Genomic DNA, 20,867 nt, shown 5'->3' with positions numbered 1-20,867 from the left:
AATTTAAAATAAAATTTTGAAAATAGATTTTACATACTCAGAAGCAATTGAACAAATAATGATTGAAAATGGTAATTTCGCACCACTAAAATTACTGTATGAAAATATTTGGCGATTTAAAGACAAATCGAAAATCATTGGAAAAACACCGCATAATACTATTCAAGAACGTGTCCAGAGGGATCCCAGATTTACGAGAATTGCAAAAGGTGTGTATGCATTAACAGAGTTTGTGAATAAAATTGATTCTAATGATCTTGGAAGGTTTGAAGTGCAAAATGAATCAATTGTCTTTAAAAAAAGAGATTTAACCGAAAAACTTTCACAACAAAAAATCAGAATTGGGCAAAATGATTTTAGAAATAATTTATTTAAAGAAATGAATTATTGTCCAATTACTGGAATTAATGAGAAACGCTTATTAGTTGCAAGTCATATAAAACCGTGGATTCACAGTAATAATGACGAAAGACTTAACCCTAAAAACGGCTTTTTATTGTCCCCATTATTTGATAAACTTTTTGACAAGGGAGTTGGACTAATCACGTTTTCATTAGCTAAAGAAATTCTTATTTCTAATAAACTTTCGAAAGAAAATATAAAAAAATTAAATATTGATCACAAACAAATTATCGTTGATTTACCAATATTTGGCAGAGAAGATTTTTTGGAATATCATAAAAAATATATTTTTCAAGGATAAGTTAAAAAAAATCAAGAAACATCAATGTTAGTAAATGATATGAATTTAAATTAACAAAAAAATCAAAAAATCAGCTCAGAAAAACCTTGTTTTGGAACCTGCCATTTTCTCCATAAATGATAACGAACACGAGGTTTTCAACGAAGATAGCAATCTTTTAATAAAGAAAATTGACGGCGATATTTTATATTTGGACCCGCCTTATAACGCTCGCCAATACGGATCTAATTATCACTTATTGAACACAATAGCAAAATACGACACCTTTATTCCAAAAGGAAAAACAGGTCTTAGAGATTACCATCGTTCAGATTATTGCAGCAAAACAAATGTTAGAAAATCCTTTGAAGAGTTGGTAAAAAATGCTAATTTCAATTATACTTTTTTAAGTTACAACAACGAAGGTTTAATGTCGGAAGACGAAATTAGAACTATTATGTCCAAATACGGAAAATACGATTTGGTAACCACCAATTACCAACGATTTAAAGCCGATAAAACCGAAAATAGAATTCACACAGCAAGCAGTACAACTGAATTCTTGCACATTTTAGAAAAGAATTAATTAAAATCCTATTTACCTCTAATAGGAATTCCCCCTCTGGGGGTTAGGGGGCTTAATATGAATATAATAGCCGTAATCGGAGCAGGAACAATGGGTAACGGAATTGCACATACCTTTGCACAAAGTGGTTTTACCGTCAAATTAATCGATGTTTCCGAGAAATCTTTGGATAAAGGAATGGCAACTATTTTTGCCAATTTAGACCGAATGGTTGCTAAAGGAACAATCACCGAAGAAGAAAAATTCAAAACCATCAATAACATTATCACTTATACTGACATCAAAGACGGCGCTGTTGGTGTTGATTTAGTGGTTGAAGCTGCAACGGAAAACGTGGAATTAAAACTCAATATTTTCAAACAATTGAATGAAGTTTGTTCGCATAATACGATTTTGGCAACCAATACTTCTTCCATTTCTATCACGCAAATTGGTGCTGTTGTGGCTCATCCGGAACGCGTTATTGGAATGCATTTTATGAATCCTGTGCCCATTATGAAATTGGTCGAAATCATTCGAGGTTACAATACGAGTGATGAAGTGACGAAAACCATTATGACTTTATCCGAAAAACTAGGTAAAACTCCAGTTGAAGTCAACGATTATTCGGGTTTTGTTGCCAATAGAATTTTGATGCCAATGATAAACGAAGCCATAGAAACATTATACAATAAAGTAGCCGGTGTTTATGAAATTGACACGGTAATGAAACTCGGAATGGGACATCCGATGGGACCATTGCAATTAGCCGATTTTATTGGATTGGATGTATGTTTAGCCATTTTGAATGTGATGTACGACGGTTTTAAAAACCCAAAATATGCGCCTTGTCCTTTATTGGTCAATATGGTTCGCGCCGGAAAACTAGGAGTAAAATCTGGCGAAGGTTTTTATGATTATAGCGAAAGTAAGAAAGCAGAAAAAATCTCGAAACAGTTTATCAAATAATTAAAAATGGATAATTGATAATTGATAATTTTTTTAATTATTAACTGTCAATTATTAATTATCAATTGAAATATGTCAGTAGCACAAAACCTCCTCAAAATAAAATCCACTTTACCATCAACCGTAACACTAGTTGCTGTTTCTAAAACCAAACCCATTCCAGATTTGATGGAAGCTTACGATGCGGGTCAACGCATTTTTGGAGAAAACAAAATCCAAGAAATGGCCGAGAAATGGGAAGCAATGCCAAAAGACATCGAATGGCATATGATAGGTCACGTTCAGACAAATAAGGTGAAATTTATGGCGCCTTTTGTAAGTTTGATTCACGGTGTAGATAGTTTGAAATTAATGGAAGAAATCAACAGACAAGCTAAAAAAAACAATAGAATTATCGATTGTTTGCTTCAAATATATATCGCTGAAGAAGAAACTAAATTCGGACTTGATGAAAAAGAACTCGACGAGATTATCACTTCGGCAACATTTCAGGAAATGAAAAACATTCGAATTGTGGGAATAATGGGAATGGCCACTTTCACGGACAATCAAACCCAAATCAAGAAAGAATTCACACATTTGAAAACGATTTTTGATAAATTGCGATTAGATAATACAGACGCTATTAATCGCGTCTCTACGTTGCAAACCATTTCAATGGGAATGTCTGGCGATTATCAACTCGCAATTGAATGCGGAAGTACGATGGTTCGGATAGGAAGTAGTATCTTTGGGGAACGAATTTGATTTTTGATTTAAGATTAACGATTTTTGAATTCAGATTAGAAAACTGAACATTAATTCCGAGAGCTATCGGAACTGAACACTGAACACTTATTTTGTACGCAATACTCGACATAGAAACCACCGGAGGACAATTCAACGAAGAAGGAATTACGGAAATTGCCATATATAAATTTGATGGTCACGAAATCGTGGATCAGTTCATCAGCTTAGTCAATCCCGAAATTCCGATTCAGTCTTTTGTAGTGAAACTGACAGGAATTAATAATACAATGTTGCAATCAGCTCCAAAGTTTTTTGAAGTGGCCAAACGCATTATTGAAATGACCAATGATTGTGTTTTGGTAGCCCACAACGCCGATTTTGATTATCGAATTCTTCGCACTGAATTTCGCCGTTTGGGTTATGATTTCAATATAAAGACACTCTGCACGGTCGAATTATCCAAAAGATTATTGCCCGAACAACCCTCACATAGCTTGGGTAAATTAGTTCGAGCACTAGGAATTCCAATGGCTGACAGACATCGTGCTAGTGGCGATGCATTGGCAACCGTAAAATTGTTTAAAATGCTTTTGGACAAAGATTTAAACAAAGAAATTGTCGCAGCCCATATCAAATTTGAAATCCAAAAAGGAATAGCTCCAAAACTGATGGATATTATCGAAAGTCTGCCTTCAAGAACAGGTGTTTATTACATTCACGACGAAAGAGGAAAGCTATTTTATATTGGCAAAAGCCGAAACATAAAAAAACGCATCAATCAGCATTTTACAGGAACTACAACCAAATGCAAAAAAATTCAAACCGAAGTTTATACCGTAACCTATGATGAAACTGGCAGCGAACTCATTGCTTTACTGAAAGAAAGCGAGGAAATAAAAATCAACAAACCTATGCTTAATCGGGCGCAAAGAAAGAGTATTTTTCAGTTTGCGCTGTATGCTGAGAAAGATGAAAAGGGCTACTTGAATTTAACTTTGCAAAAAGCAGATGGTCGCAAAAAAGAAATTACCTCTTTTGCTTCCCTGCAAGAAGCCAAAAATGCCCTATTTAGAATTACAGCTCACTACCATTTGTGCCAAAAATATACGGGATTGTACATCACTAAAAATGAATGCTTTCAGTACAAAATAAAAGAATGTGATGGAGCTTGTATTGGCACCATTTTGCCTGAAGAATACAATCTAAGAGTACAAGAATTTATCGAGAAAAATAGCTTCGAGGACAACAATATGATACTCATCGATAAAGGACGAAATAGCGGCGAACACAGTGCAGTTTTGATAGAAAACGGAATTTACAAAGGCTACGCTTTTTATGATTTGAATCACCAAATTACCCATATCGACATCCTAAAAAACATCCTTATCCCAATGCAAAACAATCGGGATACTCGAAATATTATTCAGGCTTATATTCGGAAAAGTAAAACTTTAAAAGTGATAAAATTTTAATTTTTTTTGAAGCTAATCCCGCTATTCGTTCCAATCTCCCGAAGAAAAATCGGGAGGATTTCCTCTACTATCGGGGCTAAAAAATATGAAGTACCTAATCAACATAGTGGGACCAACAGCCATAGGAAAAACTTCCTTAAGCATCGCCTTGGCACAACATTTCAACTGCGAGATTATTTCCTGCGACAGCCGACAATTTTTCAAAGAAATGAAAATCGGAACGGCAGTTCCAACGACTGAAGAATTGGCAGGAGCACAACATCATTTCATCCAAAACAAATCCATTTTTGAGAATTATTCCGTTGGCGATTTCGAAAAAGAAGCCATTGCCACACTCGATGAGTTATTTTTAACCAATGATTATGTTGTTTTAGTTGGCGGTTCAGGATTGTATGTAGATGCCGTTTTGAAAGGCTTTGACGATTTCCCTGAAATTGAAACTTCCGTTCGGGAGGAAGTAACTTCTAATTATGAAAAACAGGGAATCGAATACTTGCAAAGCGAATTAGAAAAACGAGACCCAAACTATTTTGAAGTCGTAGCCAAAGAAAATCCACAAAGAATGATGCGAGCTTTGGAAGTTTGCATTGGTTCCGGAATACCCTATTCATCGTTTTTAAACCAGAAGAAAAACACTCGCAACTTCACTCCTATCCTCATTGGTTTGGAAGCTGAAAGAAGTATAATTTACGATAGAATAAACCATCGTGTCGACCTTATGTTGGAAGAAGGTTTATTGGCGGAAGCCAAAGAATTATTCCCACACAAAAATTTGAATGCATTACAAACTGTGGGCTATAGAGAATTATTTACCTATTTTGAAGGCGAAATATCATTACAATTTGCCATCGAAGAAATCAAGAAAAACACGCGCCGATTTGCAAAACGCCAACTCACTTGGTTCAAACGAAATGAAAACACAAAATGGTTTGATTATTTGACAGATAGGAATAAAATCATCGAATATATAAAATTAAAAAGCTAAACTTCTTACAAATAGTCTGTATCTTTAGACAACCTTAATTTATTTGAAATGAAACAAATAATACTATTGATTTGCTTACTATTTTTAGTAACGTCTTGCGAAATTCAGTACGATGGAGAAACCAAAATTGTAGTAACTGGGAAAATTATTGATGAAAATGGGAACCCGATTTCGAATAAAAATATTGATATTACAATCTATAGCGATGATCCATACACTCCAAGCGATTTGATTTCCTTTGGAAAATCCGATCAAAATGGAAATTTTACTTTGATTTTTCCAACTCCACAAGGAGAATATAATTTTTCAATCTCAGTCAACAACATGCAAAAGGAAACAAATGAATTTCACGCGATAGAGATTATTGCTGATAAAAATAATTTCGAAAACTACAAGTTGGAATTAAAGAATATAACATTATACAAAAAGGAATCGATTACTACACTTAGGTTGCTTTTAAATAAAACTTCGACAAATAAACAACTAACAAGCCTTCAAATAGACGGAAAACAGTTTAATGATTTGATCGTTTTAAACCCAATAGATAATAATCCTAATAATTTACAAACCTATTATAATGTACTAAAAAATCAAACCATTATCGTAAAATACACAATCATTGATTATTCAAATAATGGTTCAACTGTTCAAAGCATCTCAATCCCGATAGCTAATGATGAAGTAAACTATACAATTACTTACTAGTTATGAAATATAAAATCTTCTTAATTTTATTCTGCTTAAATATGTCTTACGGACAAGACAAAAAAACCAAAAGTATAGTGACTTTTAAACCAGAACTAACTTTATACATAATAGCTCCTAATAACTTTGGAAACAACTATTTAGCAGAGGCTAATGAATCAAAAATTGGAATAGGTACAAATTTGAACTTCATAGAAGTGCACCATTTTAAACTAGGAATGGGCTATGACTATATTGGCTATTCAATTACAGATGTTTCCCGAGCTGGTAACATAGGAAGTAGCCGATATAATGCTGTTTACGGACTCTTGGAATATGAATTCAAACTTTCAAATGAACTTTATTTGCAGCCTTATTTAGGTTATGGTTCAGTAAAATTAAACTTTAAATCCGGAGATAGAAGCTTTGGACATCAAACAGGAAATGATTTCAGAATTGGATGTAGTGTTGATTATAAATTAGACAAAACAATTTCAGCATTTGCAGGATTTGGATATGTGTCTTCAAGTTACGACATCAAAACTGCTCCCGAATTTGTTTCCTTCTATGACAATTCAAAAATGCTCCAAATCAATATTGGATTTAAAATAAATTAAAATATATCCGTAAAAAAATGCCCATTTCACCAAATTTCACGTCAATTTTTAGCAAAGATTGGGAAATTAATTTCACCCAATGTCTTCCCAATGGTTATTTAAAATACACCGATTTATGCAACATTCTACAATTGACTGCAGCAGCTCATTCTGAAATTGGAGGCATCAGTTTTTCGGATATGCAGGAATTCAATCAGGCTTGGGTTTTAAGCAGAATGAGGGTCGAAATGACTAAATTACCAAAATGGAAAGACATTGTCACGATAAAAACTTGGATCAACACACTAGAAAATTCCCGTTCCGTTCGTGCCTTGGAATTGTATGTCAACGGGAAAAAAATGATAGGTTGCGAAACATATTGGGCTGTTTTCAATACTAAAATCAGGCGACCAGAAGCATTGGCTTTGCCATTTGAACATTTTGAATTGTATCCTGAACAAAAAGCAACTCAAATTCCTTTTTCCAAAATTAACGTCAATAACGAAACCGAAATGGTTTTTGAAAAAAGGGTTGTACTTTCGGATTTAGATATTGTCAATCACGTAAATAACGTGAAATATTTAGAATGGTGTTTGGATTTTGTTGACGAAAAAATAATATTAAATCAAAAAATTGAAAGTTTTGAAATGAATTTCTTGAAGGAGTTATCGATACAAGACAAGGTAGTCATTCACGAAAATTTGACTTCTAAAGCTATGATATTTAGCATTACTAAAGACGATAAAACCTGTTTTGCTTTGCAACTGAACTTGAAATAAACAAATAAAGGCTCCGATTTCTCGAAGCCTTTATTATCTTCTTAAAAAAATTATTTTTTCACAACTAATCTAAATCCTTCACCGTGAATGTTGAGAATTTCCACATTTGGATCTAGTTTGAGGTATTTTCTCAACTTGGCAATATACACGTCCATACTTCTGGAAGTGAAATAGTTATCGTCTCTCCAGATTTTGGTCAAAGCCAATTCTCTTGGCATCAAATCATTTTCATGAAGAATCAACATTTTCAATAATTCATTCTCTTTTGGAGATAATTTTACTGGTTCCTCCTCATTGACAGACAAAAATCGAAGTTTAGAATTCAAATGAAATTTCCCCACATTGAATTCAAACTGAACTGGTTCTGCTTGAGTTACAGAAGATTTTCTTTGAATTATGGCTCTAATTTTCATCAATAAAACTTCTGAATCAAAAGGTTTGTTCAAATAATCATCAGCACCAGCTTTGTATCCTTTTAATACATCTTCTTTCATAGATTTTGCAGTTAGGAAAATAATAGGCACCTCCTGATTTTTTTCTCTAATCTCTTTGGCTAAGGTATAGCCATCCTTATAGGGCATCATTACATCCAAAATACACAAATCGTAATTGTCTTTTTTGAATTTTTCAAAGCCTTCCATTCCGTTTTTTGCCAACGTGACATCAAAGTCATTTAGCATTAAATAATCTTTTAGAACCGCACCAAAATTGAGGTCATCTTCAACTAAAAGTATTCTCTTATTTACATTTTCCATATCTTAATTTATTAATGGTATTTTTATTATGAAGGTACTCCCTTTTCCCTTTTCACTTTCTACATAAATTTGACCGTTATGGTCGTCAATAATTTTCTTTACATACGCTAATCCTAGTCCGTGACCTTTTACATCGTGTAAATCTCCTGTATGCTCACGATAGAATTTTTCAAAAACTCTCTTTTGAGCTACTTTACTCATTCCTATTCCATTATCTTTGATTTTGATAATCAAAATTTCTTTTACGTTTTCAGTAAAGATGTCAATTTTTGGAATATTTGGAGAATACTTAACGGCATTTTCCAAAATATTCACAATTACATTAATAAAATGAACTTCATTCAACAAAACATTTGTCCGTTCCGCTTCAAAATGTTTGGTTATAGTACCTTGTCTATCTTCTAAAATCAAATTAACATGTTCGATTGCATCTTCTATAACTTCTTGAATATTAACCGTTTCTTTGCTAATGTCCAGTTCTTTTTTCTCTAATTTTGAAATTCGCAACACATTTTCCACTTGGGCATGCATCCGTTTATTTTCATCCTTTATCATTTGAAGGTACTTGAGTACCATAGTCTCGTTTCCTATAATTTTTGGATTTTTTATAGCGTCCAAAGCTAGATTTATAGTTGCAATTGGTGTTTTAAATTCGTGAGTCATATTGTTAATAAAATCTGATTTTATCTCCGATATATGGCGCTGACGAATTAACTGATTCAATGCACTTGTGTAAGCAATAATAATGATGAGCGTAAAAATGATCGATAATAATGTTATTCCAACTAAATCCGAAAGCAAAAACTTCTTTTTATTTGGAAATGAAACTAATAATTGATATTTATTATTTCCTTCATTGTCTGAAAATATTGGAATAGAATACGTATTATTTGCATCATAAACAAACCCATCCGATTTTACTTTAGTTGCTAAACCACTACTAAAAACTCCAAATTCAAATTTTGTATTAACGCCATATTTTACTAATTCTTTCCTTAATAATTTTTCTAAAGCGTCCTTAGAAACTCTCTCTTGCAAAGGCATCGTGGATGCAATATCCTTAAAGAAAATTTCAAACTGCGCTTTATCTAAAACATCTAAACTCCCTGTTTTCTCAATCTTCAAATCAGGTGTCATATCCTTTTGAACACTTGAATTATCAATTTTATTTGAGTTGTACACTTCGGTAACTCGTTTAGAATTAAAGCTTTTAAATCTTACACTATCTAATTTTTTTCCAAAAATTGAGGCAGTAATATCAAAATCATCTGCTTTTAAAACATTTGAATAAACTGTTGTGGTATTATTCTCGTGATTCTTCTGAATGTAGTAAAACTCCAATAGATCAACTTTTTGTGGAATTTTACCCGTACTATCTTTATACCTATTATACTTATCAAAGAAACTATAAGCCTCTTGTTCCTGAAGCTTATCGGCCACAGTTCCGATTACTGATTTAACGTGAAATTTAAACTGCTCGTCATTATTTTTTAACGAGGTATTAAACCAATAAACTTGAACTAAAATTATCCCGATTAAGGATAAACTCATCAATAAAACCAGTATTCTAAAAAACAATTTATTCATCAATACAAAGTTAGTATTTTAACAATATAAATAATAATAATTTAACCAAAGATTAACAGCGTTCAATCTAATTATTAAATATTCAAAATTTTAAGAATTTTGTCGATTTGTGTTTTTGTAGTTATAGGATCCAAATTTTCAATAACAAAATCGCTTTTAGCAATACGCTTATCATCATTCCATTGCGCATGTATTCGCTTTAAAACCTGCTCTCGTGTGGTATTGTCGCGTTGAATTACTCGCTGAATCCTTGATTCTATTGGTGCTGTAACAGTAATTATCACATCACAATTCTTATAACTTCCGCTTTCAAATAAAATGGCAGCTTCATAAATAACAAACGGAGCTTTTTTGTGGTTCAAAACCCAATCTTGGAAATTTTTTGTTACCGCTGGATGAATAATTAAGTTGAGTAGTTTTAATTTTTCAGGATCACTAAATACAATTTGAGATAATTTTTCTCGATTTAATATGGCGTCATCGAAGATAGAATCTCCAAAAGTTTTTTTTATTACTTCTCTAATCTCAGACGACTGCATAAGTTTTCTTGCTTCATCATCAGCAATATATACCGGAATATTCGCCTTTATAAAATGATTGGCGATAGTGGTTTTTCCACTTCCGATGCCTCCTGTTAATCCAATTATTTTTGTCATTTTATTATTTGGTTCTTCTGGATTTTGTATGAAAACAAAATTAAAACAAATTTTAACCACATAGAAAATTAGTTAAAATTGAAAGTAAAAAAAGATTCTCATAGAAAATACTTTTTGCACATAGTAGGTATGAATACTATGTAAAAACCAGAACTCAATTATTAATTTTTAACCACATAGACTCAAAAAGATAATAATGCAAAAAGTTTTTCATAAGTATTTTATTTACACATAAGTAGTGAGAACAAAATAGTGTTGTTTTTTTTACCATATAAGACATATAAGAACATTTAAGTTTTTGATTGTATGGCTTATGTGAACTTATATGCCTTATATGGTAAGATTAAATGTATAATTGTTTCAATGTAACATTAATTGATTCCTCTTACTTCGCTATGAAATCTATGATAAGCAAAGCGCCTTTCTATTAAAAATTAATAATTTTTCTATGTGGTTTAAACTTTTCAATATTAATCGAGTTTAGGTTAAAAGTGAAACTTTCTGAAATTAATTCTATAATGACCTAACAAAAACTATGTGGTTGAAAAACTTCACAAACTTTTATTGAAGAACCTATTTTATAAAAAACAACTCCGGAAATGCGTCTTGCGGTTTTTGATTCAGAATAATGACTTTGATGAAGGATTCTATAAACCCAGTTCCATAACCGTAAAATTGTTTCCAAACTGCTTTTATGGACAATAATCCAACTTTGAAACTTTTATTATTATAAGTTGACACCAAAAAAATTATCAAAAAATACACAAAATACAATTGGAGAAATACATCATATGTAAAAATCAACAAGATTACCGCAAAAAATAGACCAATTATAAAAACCGATGGGAAGAAAAAAGTAAGCTTATTGTACTGAGGATACCAACTATTGAGGATTGGTCTGGCTTTGCCAAATTTATTAACCTGAACTGTAAATTTCTCCCAGTCGATTCTTCTTTTATGATACACATAAGCTTTGGGGAAAAGTTTGGTTTCAAAACCTAAATTCCATAATCGGATGGATAAATCAGGATCTTCTCCTGGATGAATATTCCCAAAACCATTCGAGGCTTCAAATGCTTTTCGAGATAATCCCATATTGAAACTTCTAGGTTGAAACTTATCAATTTTCTCCGAACCACCGCGTATTCCGCCAGTAGTAAGAAAAGAAGTCATCGCAAAATTGATAGCTTTTTGAATATCCGAAAAACTATCCAAAGCCGCATCCGGTCCACCAAAACAATCAACATAACTTTCTTTTAGCGCGGTAGCAACTTCCGTCAAATAACGTTGCGGAATAATACAATCTGAATCGAAAATGATAAAATAATCGCCTTTTGCTTTTATCATTCCGTAATTTCTAGAATCTCCGGGTCCTGAATTTTCCTTAAAAGAATAGGATAAGTGCAATTTTCCAGCATATTTTCGTACCACATCATCACATCTCAAAGTAGATCCATCTTCAACTATTACCACTTCAAAATTATCGGTATAATCCTGTTGCGATAAACTTTCTAGCAGTTCATCCACTTCATCTGGTCGATTGTAAACGGGTATGATTAAAGAAAACAACATGTTTTTGAATAATTTTTAACAAAGATAAACTTTTATCCACAAAAAAACCATCCGCCGCGGCGGATGGTTTTGATAATTTTGTATTTAAACCTGTAATTTAATACTTACGCAATACTAGGAATCGCAACCATTTCGTCCGCATCTGCTTTATAATCTACACCGTCGAACCCAAAACCAAAAAGGTTAAGAAAATCTTGTTTATACCCTGGTAAATCTCCTATTTCAGGCAAAGTTTCGGTGGTGGCTTGTTGCCATAAAGCAGCTACTTTTTCCTGAACATCGTCACGCATTTCCCAGTCGTCAATTCGAATTCTACCTTTTTCATCGGTAGGAATTGGCTCGCCTATGTACAATCTATCTTGGTATAAACGTTGAATTTGTTCGATACAACCTTCGTGAATTCCTTCTTCTTTCATTATTTTATACAACAAAGAAATATACAACGGAATGACAGGAATCGCTGAACTAGCCTGCGTTACCAATGCTTTATTCACCGATACAAATGCTTGTCCATCTATAGTTTTTAAGCTATCTGAAATCGAGAAAGCAGTAGCTTCAAGATGGTCTTTGGCTCGTCCAATGGTTCCTTTTCTATACACCGCTTCGGTCAATGTTGGTCCAATATAAGAATAGGCAACTGTTTTCACTCCGGGAGCCAAAAGATTTTCCGCTTTCAGCGCCTCAATCCACATAAACCAATCCTCGCCACCCATTACGGCAACGGTATTGGCAATATCGTCACCTTGACAAGCTGCAATACTAATTTCTGTCACAACTCCTGTATGAAAATCTACGGTTTTATTGGTGTAGGTGTCGCCAATGGGTTTCAAAACCGAACGATGCAAAACTCCCGTTACAGGATGCAAGCGAACTGGCGAAGCCAAACTGTAAATAACCAAATCTACCTGACCCAAATCAGCTTTTATGAGGTCTAGCGTTTGTTTTTTAATTTCATTTGAAAAGGCATCTCCGTTGATACTTTTGGCATACAAACCTGCTTTGCTAGCTTCATTTTCAATAGCTGCCGAATTGTACCAACCTGGCGAACCTGGTTTTCCAGCAAAGGGAGGTTTTTCAAAAAATACGCCGATTGTTGCAGCATCAGAACCAAAGGCTGATGTAATTCTTGAAGCCAAACCAAATCCGGTTGAAGCTCCAATGACTAAAACTTTTTTGGGACCATTTATAGCTCCTTTCGATTTAATATATTCGATTTGATTTTTCACACTTTGCGCACATCCAGTTGGGTGTGAAGTTGTGCAAATAAAGCCTCTCATTCTTGGTTCTATATTCATTATGGTTTATTGTTTATAGTTTGTTGTTAATTGTTTGTTGTTTTTTTGCATTGGCGACAAATATAAATTATAATGACTAATTCAACAAGGCTTTTGCGTGGTTTAATGCGGAATCCGAAACAACGGTTCCTGATAACATTTGCGCGATTTCGACAATGCGCTCTTCGCTAGATAATAATCGCAATTCTGATTGAGTATCTTCGCCCACTGTTGATTTAGAAACTTTGAAATGTGCCGTTCCTTTTGCCGCAATTTGAGGCAAATGGGTAATCGAAAATATTTGCATCGTCTGACTCATTTCTTTCATGATTTCGCCCATTCTATTGGCAATTTCCCCTGAAACTCCCGTGTCAATTTCATCAAAAATCAAAGTTGGTAGTTTTGAATATCGCGCTAATATTGCTTTTACTGCAAGCATAATCCTTGACATTTCGCCGCCGGAAGCCACTTTTTTCAACAATCCAAAATCGGTTCCTATATTAGCAGAAAACAAAAACTGAAGTTCGTCTTTTCCATTTTCGAAATAGGTTGAAGACAGGTTTAAATCCATTTTAAAACGAACATTGGGCATTCCCAAAGTCTCTAAAATCGAAATTAGTTTTTGAGATAATACGGGAACTGCTTTTACTCTTTTCTCATGTATCGCTTTTGACAACGTATCTAAAGATTCTGTGTTTTGCTTAATAGATTCGCTCAAAGAAGCTATTTCGTGTTCCAAATTTCCTAATTCTAAAACTGAATTTTCCAATTTGGTTTGAATTTCTAGCAACTCATCAACGGTAAAAACTTGGTGTTTCTTTTGCAAATTATAAATCAGTTGCAACTTCTGACTGATGAGTTCTAATTGTTCTGGATCATTAATCAATTTCTCAGAACAACGATTCAATTCATCCGAAATATCATCAAATTCTATCGTAAGACTTGTAATTCTTTCTAAAAATGAAAAATATTCAGGTGAAAAAGCGGCAATTTTTTGCAGGGACACCTTGATTTCCTTCAAATTGTGCATCACTCCTATTTGTTCTTCATTAGCAATAGCCAAAGATTTATCAATAGATTCCTTAATGATTTCGACATTATTTAGTTTTTCAAAATCAGCTTCAAGAGTTTCTTGCTCGCCAGATTTCAAATTGGCAGAAATCAACTCGTCTAATAAAAAAGTATTGTATTCTTTTTCTTTGTACGATTCCGCTTGTTTTTTAAGCAACGAATTCAACTTCGATTTATCGGATTTATAATTTTTTAAAAGCGTTTGATACTCTAAAATACCTTCTTGATTAGCAGCAATAGCATCAATAATTTCGAACTGAACTTTTTCTTCTGAAAGTTCCTGGGTTTGATGTTGTGAGTGAATGTCTATCAAAAACAAACTCAACTCCTGCAATTCCTGCAAATTTACGGGACTGTCATTGATAAAGGCTCTGGATTTTCCCGATGGAAGAATTTCACGACGAATGATGGTTTCGTCTTCATAATCTAAATCATTGGCTTGAAAAAAAGATAATAAATTGTATTTCGAGATTTCAAAATGAGCTTCAATGACGCATTTTTCTTCTTTGTTTTTAAGCGAAGTTAAATCGGCTCTTTTCCCTAATACCAATCCCAAGGCGCCCAAAATTATAGATTTTCCCGCACCTGTTTCTCCTGTAATAATCGAAAATCCTTTAGAAAAATCGATAGACAATTTTTCAATTAACGCATAGTTTTTTATTGACAGCGAAGTTATCATTGATATAATTTTTGAAATAAATCGTAAAATTAAAAAAGTAAAGTGGCATTTACTATTTAATATTCACCCACTTACTAGAGTTTAACGGAGATGTTTTATTTAAACTTTCTACTAAATCTGCAATAGGAATATTAGGTCCACCCGAGAAAATAGAAACAATTTCGTCGGATTTGGCATCAAAAAATACACGAGTCAAGAACGCATTTGGTTTCACCGAGTTCAGTTTTCCAATATTTAGCAATGATGATTTAATTTTTTCTTTAGCAGCCTTTACATCCTGACTCATTAAATCTAAACCCGAATGATACAACAAAGATGATTCCCTAAGTTCCTTATAAACAGGGGATAATAAATCATTTGCTAAAAAATACCTGCTATTTAGACCATCTGCTTGATTCCAACCTTTATTACCACTTTGCTGAGCAACATTTGAAATATTTTGAGCGATTTCTATAAAAGGATTTCCACCAAGCGGTGTAAAAGTATCTACGTCCAATCCTATAATTATGTGGCTGTAAAAAGAAATTATTGAAACCAAATTCGATTCAAATTCAGCTGGATTGAAGATTAGCTGCTGATTCTGTGTGTACGTGAAGCTAAAATCTTTATCGTTATAATTAAATATTGGAGTTGAATAAGAGGAATTATAAACAAGTCGAGAAGATTGAACTTGGATGGTAGCAGTATATTTATCAGATTCATAAGAATTAATAATAATATACATCGAGCAATTTATTTTTTCATTTTGCTTAAATACTTGTCCAGTCCACTGCGTTTGATTAACAAATTCACTTAATGAAGTTTGAAGCGTTTTAAAAACTTGCTGATTTGCGTTTGATAATTTTTCGGTATTTACAGTAACTGTGCAATTTAACTCCTGAGAATGAGCACTTCCAAAAGTAAGCATTAAGAAAAAAAGAATTATTCTAGTCATACGGAGTTACTATTTATCATTTAATGTACTATGGGAGTTCGCAATTCATCACCATTTTTATAGCCTCATTTCGTAAAATGTGCAACAACTTTATTTAAAATATCATTGGCAACAGCTTCTTTTGATTTTAATTCCATTGGTTCTACCAAGAAATTTTTATCGATAAAAGTGATTTTATTGGTTGATTTCCCAAAACCTGCTCCTTCATCTTGTAAAGAATTAAGAACTATCAAATCTAGGTTTTTTTTCTGAATTTTCGACTTGGCATTTTCAATTTCATTTTCAGTTTCTAAAGCAAATCCAATTAAAAACTGATTTTTCTTGATTTCGCCCAGTGAAGCCAAAATATCTTTCGTTTTTTCGAGTTCAATTGAAAACTCATTTGCATTCTTTTTTATCTTTTGAAGCGCAATATTCTTTGGTTTATAATCTGCAACTGCTGCTGCTGCAATCGCCACATCAACATCATCAAAATACTGATGGCATGCTTCGTACATTTGTTGAGCAGATACCACAGGAATGACTTTAATCAAAGGGTTATTAATTTTTAAATGAGTAGGTCCAGTAACTAAAACTACCGAAGCTCCCAGATTTGCTGCACTTTGCGCAATATCAAAACCCATTTTACCCGACGAATGATTTCCTATAAAACGTACAGGATCTATCGCTTCGTATGTGGGTCCAGCAGTAATTAATATTTTTTTTCCTTTGAGAGGTGCTTTTCTTTCTAAATCGGCTTCTAAAAATGTCACAATATGTTCAGGTTCAGCCATTCTTCCTTCGCCTGACAAACCACTTGCTAATTCTCCTGTTTCAGCAGGAATAACAGTGTTTCCAAATAATTTTAATTTGTGAAAACTCTCTACTGTAGAAGGGTGAATGTACATATCCAAGTCCATTGCTGGTGCGAAATATACTGGACATTTTGCTGATAAATACGTAGCGATTAAAAGATTATCGCATGCACCATTTGCCATTTTAGACAAAGTGTTGGCAGTAGCTGGAGCAATAACCATCAAATCTGCCCACAGACCCAATTCGACGTGATTATTCCATTTTTCGTTTTCTTCGTCTTGATTGTAAAAACTAGAATAAACAGGATTTTTAGATAAGGTGGATAACGTAAGTGGCGTTATAAAATCCTTAGAAGCAGGTGTCATTATCACTTGGACATGCGCACCTGCTTTTATAAAAAGTCGAACTAATGAAGCTGTTTTATAAGCTGCAATTCCACCGGAAATTCCCAGTAAAATTTTTTTTCCGCTTAAAACTGACATTTATAGCGATTTATTTGGTTCCTTCTCTGTGGTATATTTTACCTTCTAACCATTCTTGAACTGCTAAAGCGTGTGGTTTAGGCAATTTTTCGTAAAACTTAGAAACCTCTATTTGTTCTTTGTTTTCAAAAACTTCTTCAAGACTATCATTGTAAGTAGCGAACTCTTCCAATTTTTCAGTCAATTCTTTTTTTATTTCAGAATTGATTTGGTTTGCTCTTTTGGCCATAATGGTTATAGCTTCATACACATTTCCTGTCGGCTCTTCGATAACATTTTTATTGTATGTTATTGTATTTACTGGAGCATTTGTCTTTCTTAAATCCATTACTTTATTATTATTTAGTGAAATTTTTTAAATCGGTTTCAATTCGAGCAAACATTTCGTCGGCTGATTTTTTATATTTTGTGTCTGGTTTAAATTTAATTAAACTAGTATAAGCGGTCTTAGCTATATTTAGACGTTCTTCCATTTTATTTGGCACACTGTTTACTGCTAGTTGGTAAGCGGAATCGTATTTATAAAAAAGAGCGTCTTCTTTGTAAGGTGTTCCAGGATAATCTGAAACAAAATTATCGAGTGCCACCATTGCTGCTTTATACTCCATAATGGTATTGTACTGCTTGGCATTTTCAAAGACTTTTTTCTCAATTTTATCATTTAATTCTCTCAAAGATTTATTGGCCTCTGGTAGGTACGTCGAGTTGGGATAGGCATCTATAAATCCTTGCAATTTTTCAATCGCCTTAAATGTATCGGCTTGATCTAAACTATAAACCGGAGAAAGTTTTGAAAAACATTTTGCTCCTAAATAGGCTGCTTCTTCAATTTTTTCACTTTTTGGATAACCCGCTGTAAAACTTTCAAATTGATAAGCTGCTAAATAATATTGTTTCGTTTTGTAATAGGACATCGAAAACATGTAAAATAATTTCTCTGCCTGAGGTTTTCCTCTGTAAGCTGGAGCAATTTGTTCTATAAGACGAATGGCATCATTATATTTTCCTGCATCATACATTTTAGTAGCCATTTCAAACTTTACAGCAACATCCTCCGATTTTAAGGCTTTTTGAAATTCACTACAAGAAGCGAAAACAATCAAAAGAAGTAACAACGATACAATTTTTTTACTCACAATTATAATATTTTTTTGATTTCGTAACCCGAAATATTTAGGCAAACACATGAAACAATCTTCAAATTGATTTTTTTAATCTAATTTTCAATAAATAAGAAAACTAGAGCATCCAAAAAAATAGAAAGTTTCGAGCGCAAATTTAGGCATTAATTTAGCCAATACAAAATATATTTTTTTACTAAAAAAGAGGAGGTCTAGGTCAATTTATTGATTTTTTTTACAAATTGATCGATTCTCTTTTCAAGAGATTCATCGACTTTTACTAATGGCAACCGAACGGTATTTTCTGCCAAACCAAGTGATTGAAAGACTTGTTTGATTCCCGCAGGATTTCCTTGCTCGAAAATCATATCGATACAATCAGACAATAGGTATTGCAATTTAAATGCATCATCCACTTTTCTGTTCAAGCCCAATCGAATCATTTCGGAAAATTCTTTGGGAAAACCTTGAGCAATTACTGAAATAACACCGGAACCGCCTGCTAAAACCATTGGTAAAGCGATCATATCGTCGCCAGAAATTACCAAAAAGTCTTTTGGTTTATCTTTTATCAATCGCATTGCTTGAATCATATCTCCAGCGGCTTCTTTAATTGCTACTATATTTTTGAAATCATTGGCCAATCTTATTGCTGTTGAAGGCAAAACATTACTTCCTGTTCTGCTAGGAACATTATATAAAATTACTGGAATCGGAGAAGCCTCAGCTACGGCTTTGAAATGTTGGTAAATTCCTTCTTGGGTAGGTTTGTTGTAATAAGGTGAAATGGAAAGAATAGCATCAAATTGCGATAAATCTGTTGTTTTAAGTTCATCAACAACTTCGGCTGTATTGTTTCCGCCAAGTCCGAGAACCATTGGCAATCTTCCTTTGTTGGCTTCGATTATAGTTTTAATGACAAATTCTCGTTCTTCTTTGTTCATCGTCACATTTTCAGCGGTCGTACCGAGGATTACAAGATATTCTACACCACCATCAACAGAAAGATTTACTATTCGTATTAATGCTTCTGTATCTATTGATAAATCTGTTTTAAACGGAGTCGCAAGGGCTACGCCAGTTCCAATTAATGATTGCATAATTTGCTTTATATTTTATTTAATATTTTTAAATACCGAAATAATTCGTGAATAAAAACGGTATGATTTTCGACATTAGTGCTAATCATCAAATGATTTAATTTTTTATCTACAGACGAAAAACCAACTTTGAATTGTGCTCTTGAATGACTCGTGACTTTTTTTAAGAATGCCTTTTCAATATCGTAATAACTTATTAATAAATCGAATTTATCTTTAATAAACTCTCTTGCGACTGGATCAGTTATTTGCGCATTCCAATTCAAATGTTTTATCCCAAAAGTTGGATGTGAATACACTTCATTTTTTTTCAATTTATCTCTGTAAACAATTATTTTTATGTTGCTCTCAGAAATTCCATTCGCAATTATTCCTTCTATCAAGGCTTCTTTATCTGAAAAATAACTTTCATCGATAAGCAAACCAACAGTCTGAATAGCACTTATCTCTTTGCTAATTATAGTGTTATGTATATTATTTTTTAAAAATTTTAATAAAAAATAATTCTTTATATGATTTAAAAACATATTACTTTTACTTAATGACAAAATTAAATAATTAAGTCTCACTTCAGATGGTAAATCTAAAAAAGTATAATGGTGTTTTAAAACTTTTTGTTATATTCTTAACACTTTTCCTTGTTGCTTCCTGTGCGAAACAAAGGTTTTATGTTTCAAAAATTGAAGGCAAACGAATCACAATCACAGACAAAGAAACTCAAAATCAACAAATTGAAAACTATGTAAAACCCTATCGAGAACGCATCAACAAAGACTTAGACAGTATTTTGGCATATTGCCCAGTAACTTTGGACAAAAGCGATGGGAAATGGCAATCTACCATTGGAAATCTTATGGCCGACGTCACGTTACAAAGAGGAAATATGATATTTAAAGCACGCGAAAAAAAGGACATCGATTTGTGTATTCTCAATAATGGCGGGATTCGCGCAGTGCTTCCCAAAGGGAATGTGACCACAAGAACAGCGTTTGACATTATGCCTTTTGAAAATGGCCTGGTAGTTATGGCATTAAAAGGGGAACAAATTTTTGAACTAGTCAATTATTTTATAGCAGCTGAAAAGCCTCATCCTTTATCCGGAATTACGTTCACTATTGGCAAAGATAAAACTGCCAAAAATATCGTAGTACGAGGAAAAGCAGTCGAAAAAGAGACTATCTATTATGTGGCTACCAATGATTATTTATCTAATGGTGGCGACAATATGAGCTTCTTTAAAAAAGGAATTCAAAAATACGATTTAGATTATAAGCAACGAAATGTCCTGATTGACTATTTCAAAGAAGTAGATACGATTCCCGTGATAAAAGACATTAGAATTAGTATTGAGTGATATTTTAGATTGTAGATTTTAGATTA

At 33.0% G+C, this 20,867-nt stretch carries 22 protein-coding genes; 10 read left to right on the top strand and 12 right to left on the bottom strand.

Annotated features, from left to right (window positions below; translation table 11 throughout):
* Positions 1 to 16: 16 nt before the first annotated feature.
* The 9 genes from RMO83_RS01260 (at position 17) to RMO83_RS01220 (ending at position 7,461) form a co-directional block, all read left to right on the top strand.
* Entirely contained in the window at positions 17 to 703 is a 687-nt protein-coding gene (locus tag RMO83_RS01260) for an HNH endonuclease (RefSeq protein WP_310557854.1), read from the top strand.
* 49 nt (positions 704 to 752) lie between these two features.
* A complete protein-coding gene (locus tag RMO83_RS01255; RefSeq protein ID WP_310557863.1) occupies positions 753 to 1,268 on the top strand; it encodes a DNA adenine methylase in 516 nt (171 codons plus the stop codon).
* A gap of 57 nt (positions 1,269 to 1,325) precedes the next feature.
* A complete protein-coding gene (locus RMO83_RS01250; RefSeq protein WP_310557853.1) occupies positions 1,326 to 2,216 on the top strand; it encodes a 3-hydroxyacyl-CoA dehydrogenase NAD-binding domain-containing protein in 891 nt (296 codons plus the stop codon).
* Positions 2,217 to 2,288: 72 nt separating this feature from the next.
* Complete coding sequence (locus RMO83_RS01245; protein ID WP_310557852.1) at positions 2,289 to 2,963, top strand: YggS family pyridoxal phosphate-dependent enzyme; 675 nt, start codon at positions 2,289 to 2,291, stop codon at positions 2,961 to 2,963.
* Positions 2,964 to 3,055: 92 nt separating this feature from the next.
* Positions 3,056 to 4,417 carry an exonuclease domain-containing protein gene (locus RMO83_RS01240; RefSeq protein ID WP_310557851.1) on the top strand — a complete coding sequence of 454 codons (1,362 nt, stop codon included), beginning with the start codon at positions 3,056 to 3,058 and terminating at the stop codon, positions 4,415 to 4,417.
* A gap of 85 nt (positions 4,418 to 4,502) precedes the next feature.
* Positions 4,503 to 5,402 carry a tRNA (adenosine(37)-N6)-dimethylallyltransferase MiaA gene (gene miaA / locus RMO83_RS01235; RefSeq protein ID WP_310557850.1) on the top strand — a complete coding sequence of 300 codons (900 nt, stop codon included), beginning with the start codon at positions 4,503 to 4,505 and terminating at the stop codon, positions 5,400 to 5,402.
* A gap of 48 nt (positions 5,403 to 5,450) precedes the next feature.
* The gene (locus RMO83_RS01230; RefSeq protein ID WP_310557849.1) at positions 5,451 to 6,107 is read left to right on the top strand and encodes a DUF2606 family protein; all 657 of its coding nucleotides are present in this window, start codon (positions 5,451 to 5,453) and stop codon (positions 6,105 to 6,107) included.
* 41 nt (positions 6,108 to 6,148) lie between these two features.
* Positions 6,149 to 6,703, top strand: a complete 555-nt coding sequence (locus RMO83_RS01225; protein WP_310557848.1) for an outer membrane beta-barrel protein — start codon at positions 6,149 to 6,151, stop codon at positions 6,701 to 6,703.
* A 17-nt stretch (positions 6,704 to 6,720) separates the two neighbouring features.
* Entirely contained in the window at positions 6,721 to 7,461 is a 741-nt protein-coding gene (locus RMO83_RS01220) for an acyl-ACP thioesterase domain-containing protein (RefSeq protein ID WP_310557847.1), read from the top strand.
* Positions 7,462 to 7,511: 50 nt separating this feature from the next.
* On the opposite strand, the gene RMO83_RS01215 is transcribed toward RMO83_RS01220, so the two are convergent.
* From RMO83_RS01215 to RMO83_RS01160, 12 genes are all read right to left on the bottom strand, one after another.
* Positions 7,512 to 8,216 (bottom strand): response regulator transcription factor, encoded by a 705-nt coding sequence (locus RMO83_RS01215; protein WP_310557846.1) that lies wholly within the window; start codon positions 8,214 to 8,216, stop codon positions 7,512 to 7,514.
* Between the two features lie 3 nt (positions 8,217 to 8,219).
* Complete coding sequence (locus RMO83_RS01210; protein WP_310557845.1) at positions 8,220 to 9,803, bottom strand: HAMP domain-containing sensor histidine kinase; 1,584 nt, start codon at positions 9,801 to 9,803, stop codon at positions 8,220 to 8,222.
* A 74-nt stretch (positions 9,804 to 9,877) separates the two neighbouring features.
* Positions 9,878 to 10,459 carry a dephospho-CoA kinase gene (gene coaE, locus RMO83_RS01205; protein WP_310557844.1) on the bottom strand — a complete coding sequence of 194 codons (582 nt, stop codon included), beginning with the start codon at positions 10,457 to 10,459 and terminating at the stop codon, positions 9,878 to 9,880.
* Positions 10,460 to 11,032: 573 nt separating this feature from the next.
* Positions 11,033 to 12,031: a glycosyltransferase gene (locus tag RMO83_RS01200; RefSeq protein ID WP_310557843.1), complete on the bottom strand. Its 999-nt coding sequence runs from the start codon at positions 12,029 to 12,031 to the stop codon at positions 11,033 to 11,035.
* A 104-nt stretch (positions 12,032 to 12,135) separates the two neighbouring features.
* Positions 12,136 to 13,326, bottom strand: coding sequence for an enoyl-ACP reductase FabV (fabV, locus tag RMO83_RS01195; RefSeq protein WP_310557842.1), 1,191 nt, complete (start codon positions 13,324 to 13,326; stop codon positions 12,136 to 12,138).
* Between the two features lie 76 nt (positions 13,327 to 13,402).
* A complete protein-coding gene (gene recN, locus RMO83_RS01190; protein WP_310557841.1) occupies positions 13,403 to 15,055 on the bottom strand; it encodes a DNA repair protein RecN in 1,653 nt (550 codons plus the stop codon).
* 52 nt (positions 15,056 to 15,107) lie between these two features.
* Complete coding sequence (locus RMO83_RS01185; protein WP_310557840.1) at positions 15,108 to 15,989, bottom strand: DUF4835 family protein; 882 nt, start codon at positions 15,987 to 15,989, stop codon at positions 15,108 to 15,110.
* 65 nt (positions 15,990 to 16,054) lie between these two features.
* Positions 16,055 to 17,266 carry a bifunctional phosphopantothenoylcysteine decarboxylase/phosphopantothenate--cysteine ligase CoaBC gene (gene coaBC, locus RMO83_RS01180; RefSeq protein ID WP_310557839.1) on the bottom strand — a complete coding sequence of 404 codons (1,212 nt, stop codon included), beginning with the start codon at positions 17,264 to 17,266 and terminating at the stop codon, positions 16,055 to 16,057.
* A 10-nt stretch (positions 17,267 to 17,276) separates the two neighbouring features.
* Positions 17,277 to 17,594 (bottom strand): DNA-directed RNA polymerase subunit omega, encoded by a 318-nt coding sequence (locus RMO83_RS01175; protein WP_143391729.1) that lies wholly within the window; start codon positions 17,592 to 17,594, stop codon positions 17,277 to 17,279.
* 10 nt (positions 17,595 to 17,604) lie between these two features.
* On the bottom strand, positions 17,605 to 18,453 hold the full coding sequence (locus tag RMO83_RS01170; protein ID WP_310557838.1) for an outer membrane protein assembly factor BamD: 849 nt from the start codon (positions 18,451 to 18,453) through the stop codon (positions 17,605 to 17,607).
* Between the two features lie 146 nt (positions 18,454 to 18,599).
* The gene (gene dapA / locus RMO83_RS01165) at positions 18,600 to 19,487 is read right to left on the bottom strand and encodes a 4-hydroxy-tetrahydrodipicolinate synthase (protein ID WP_310557837.1); all 888 of its coding nucleotides are present in this window, start codon (positions 19,485 to 19,487) and stop codon (positions 18,600 to 18,602) included.
* Between the two features lie 8 nt (positions 19,488 to 19,495).
* Positions 19,496 to 20,035 carry a DUF6913 domain-containing protein gene (locus RMO83_RS01160; protein ID WP_310557836.1) on the bottom strand — a complete coding sequence of 180 codons (540 nt, stop codon included), beginning with the start codon at positions 20,033 to 20,035 and terminating at the stop codon, positions 19,496 to 19,498.
* Between the two features lie 26 nt (positions 20,036 to 20,061).
* On the opposite strand from RMO83_RS01160, the gene RMO83_RS01155 reads away from it, so the two are divergent.
* Positions 20,062 to 20,841: a 5'-nucleotidase gene (locus RMO83_RS01155; protein ID WP_310557835.1), complete on the top strand. Its 780-nt coding sequence runs from the start codon at positions 20,062 to 20,064 to the stop codon at positions 20,839 to 20,841.
* The last annotated feature ends 26 nt before the right edge of the window (positions 20,842 to 20,867 follow it).

Origin of the sequence: Flavobacterium sp. (assembly GCF_031423415.1) — a bacterium.
Classification (GTDB): domain Bacteria; phylum Bacteroidota; class Bacteroidia; order Flavobacteriales; family Flavobacteriaceae; genus Flavobacterium.
This window is presented reverse-complemented; position numbering and strand designations above follow the sequence as displayed.

Excerpts from the sequence above, each read along its gene's own strand:
- RMO83_RS01250 (WP_310557853.1), top strand. The coding sequence starts at position 1,326 with ATGAATATAATAGCCGTAATCGGAGCAGGAACAATGGGTAACGGAATT.
- RMO83_RS01245 (WP_310557852.1), top strand. The coding sequence starts at position 2,289 with ATGTCAGTAGCACAAAACCTCCTCAAAATAAAATCCACTTTACCATCA.
- miaA (WP_310557850.1), top strand. The coding sequence starts at position 4,503 with ATGAAGTACCTAATCAACATAGTGGGACCAACAGCCATAGGAAAAACT.
- RMO83_RS01230 (WP_310557849.1), top strand. The coding sequence starts at position 5,451 with ATGAAACAAATAATACTATTGATTTGCTTACTATTTTTAGTAACGTCT.
- RMO83_RS01225 (WP_310557848.1), top strand. The coding sequence starts at position 6,149 with ATGTCTTACGGACAAGACAAAAAAACCAAAAGTATAGTGACTTTTAAA.
- RMO83_RS01220 (WP_310557847.1), top strand. The coding sequence starts at position 6,721 with ATGCCCATTTCACCAAATTTCACGTCAATTTTTAGCAAAGATTGGGAA.
- RMO83_RS01215 (WP_310557846.1), bottom strand. The coding sequence starts at position 8,216 with ATGGAAAATGTAAATAAGAGAATACTTTTAGTTGAAGATGACCTCAAT.
- RMO83_RS01210 (WP_310557845.1), bottom strand. The coding sequence starts at position 9,803 with ATGAATAAATTGTTTTTTAGAATACTGGTTTTATTGATGAGTTTATCC.
- coaE (WP_310557844.1), bottom strand. The coding sequence starts at position 10,459 with ATGACAAAAATAATTGGATTAACAGGAGGCATCGGAAGTGGAAAAACC.
- RMO83_RS01200 (WP_310557843.1), bottom strand. The coding sequence starts at position 12,031 with ATGTTGTTTTCTTTAATCATACCCGTTTACAATCGACCAGATGAAGTG.
- fabV (WP_310557842.1), bottom strand. The coding sequence starts at position 13,326 with ATGAATATAGAACCAAGAATGAGAGGCTTTATTTGCACAACTTCACAC.
- recN (WP_310557841.1), bottom strand. The coding sequence starts at position 15,055 with ATGATAACTTCGCTGTCAATAAAAAACTATGCGTTAATTGAAAAATTG.
- RMO83_RS01185 (WP_310557840.1), bottom strand. The coding sequence starts at position 15,989 with ATGACTAGAATAATTCTTTTTTTCTTAATGCTTACTTTTGGAAGTGCT.
- coaBC (WP_310557839.1), bottom strand. The coding sequence starts at position 17,266 with ATGTCAGTTTTAAGCGGAAAAAAAATTTTACTGGGAATTTCCGGTGGA.
- RMO83_RS01175 (WP_143391729.1), bottom strand. The coding sequence starts at position 17,594 with ATGGATTTAAGAAAGACAAATGCTCCAGTAAATACAATAACATACAAT.
- RMO83_RS01170 (WP_310557838.1), bottom strand. The coding sequence starts at position 18,453 with ATGTGTTTGCCTAAATATTTCGGGTTACGAAATCAAAAAAATATTATA.
- dapA (WP_310557837.1), bottom strand. The coding sequence starts at position 19,487 with ATGCAATCATTAATTGGAACTGGCGTAGCCCTTGCGACTCCGTTTAAA.
- RMO83_RS01155 (WP_310557835.1), top strand. The coding sequence starts at position 20,062 with ATGGTAAATCTAAAAAAGTATAATGGTGTTTTAAAACTTTTTGTTATA.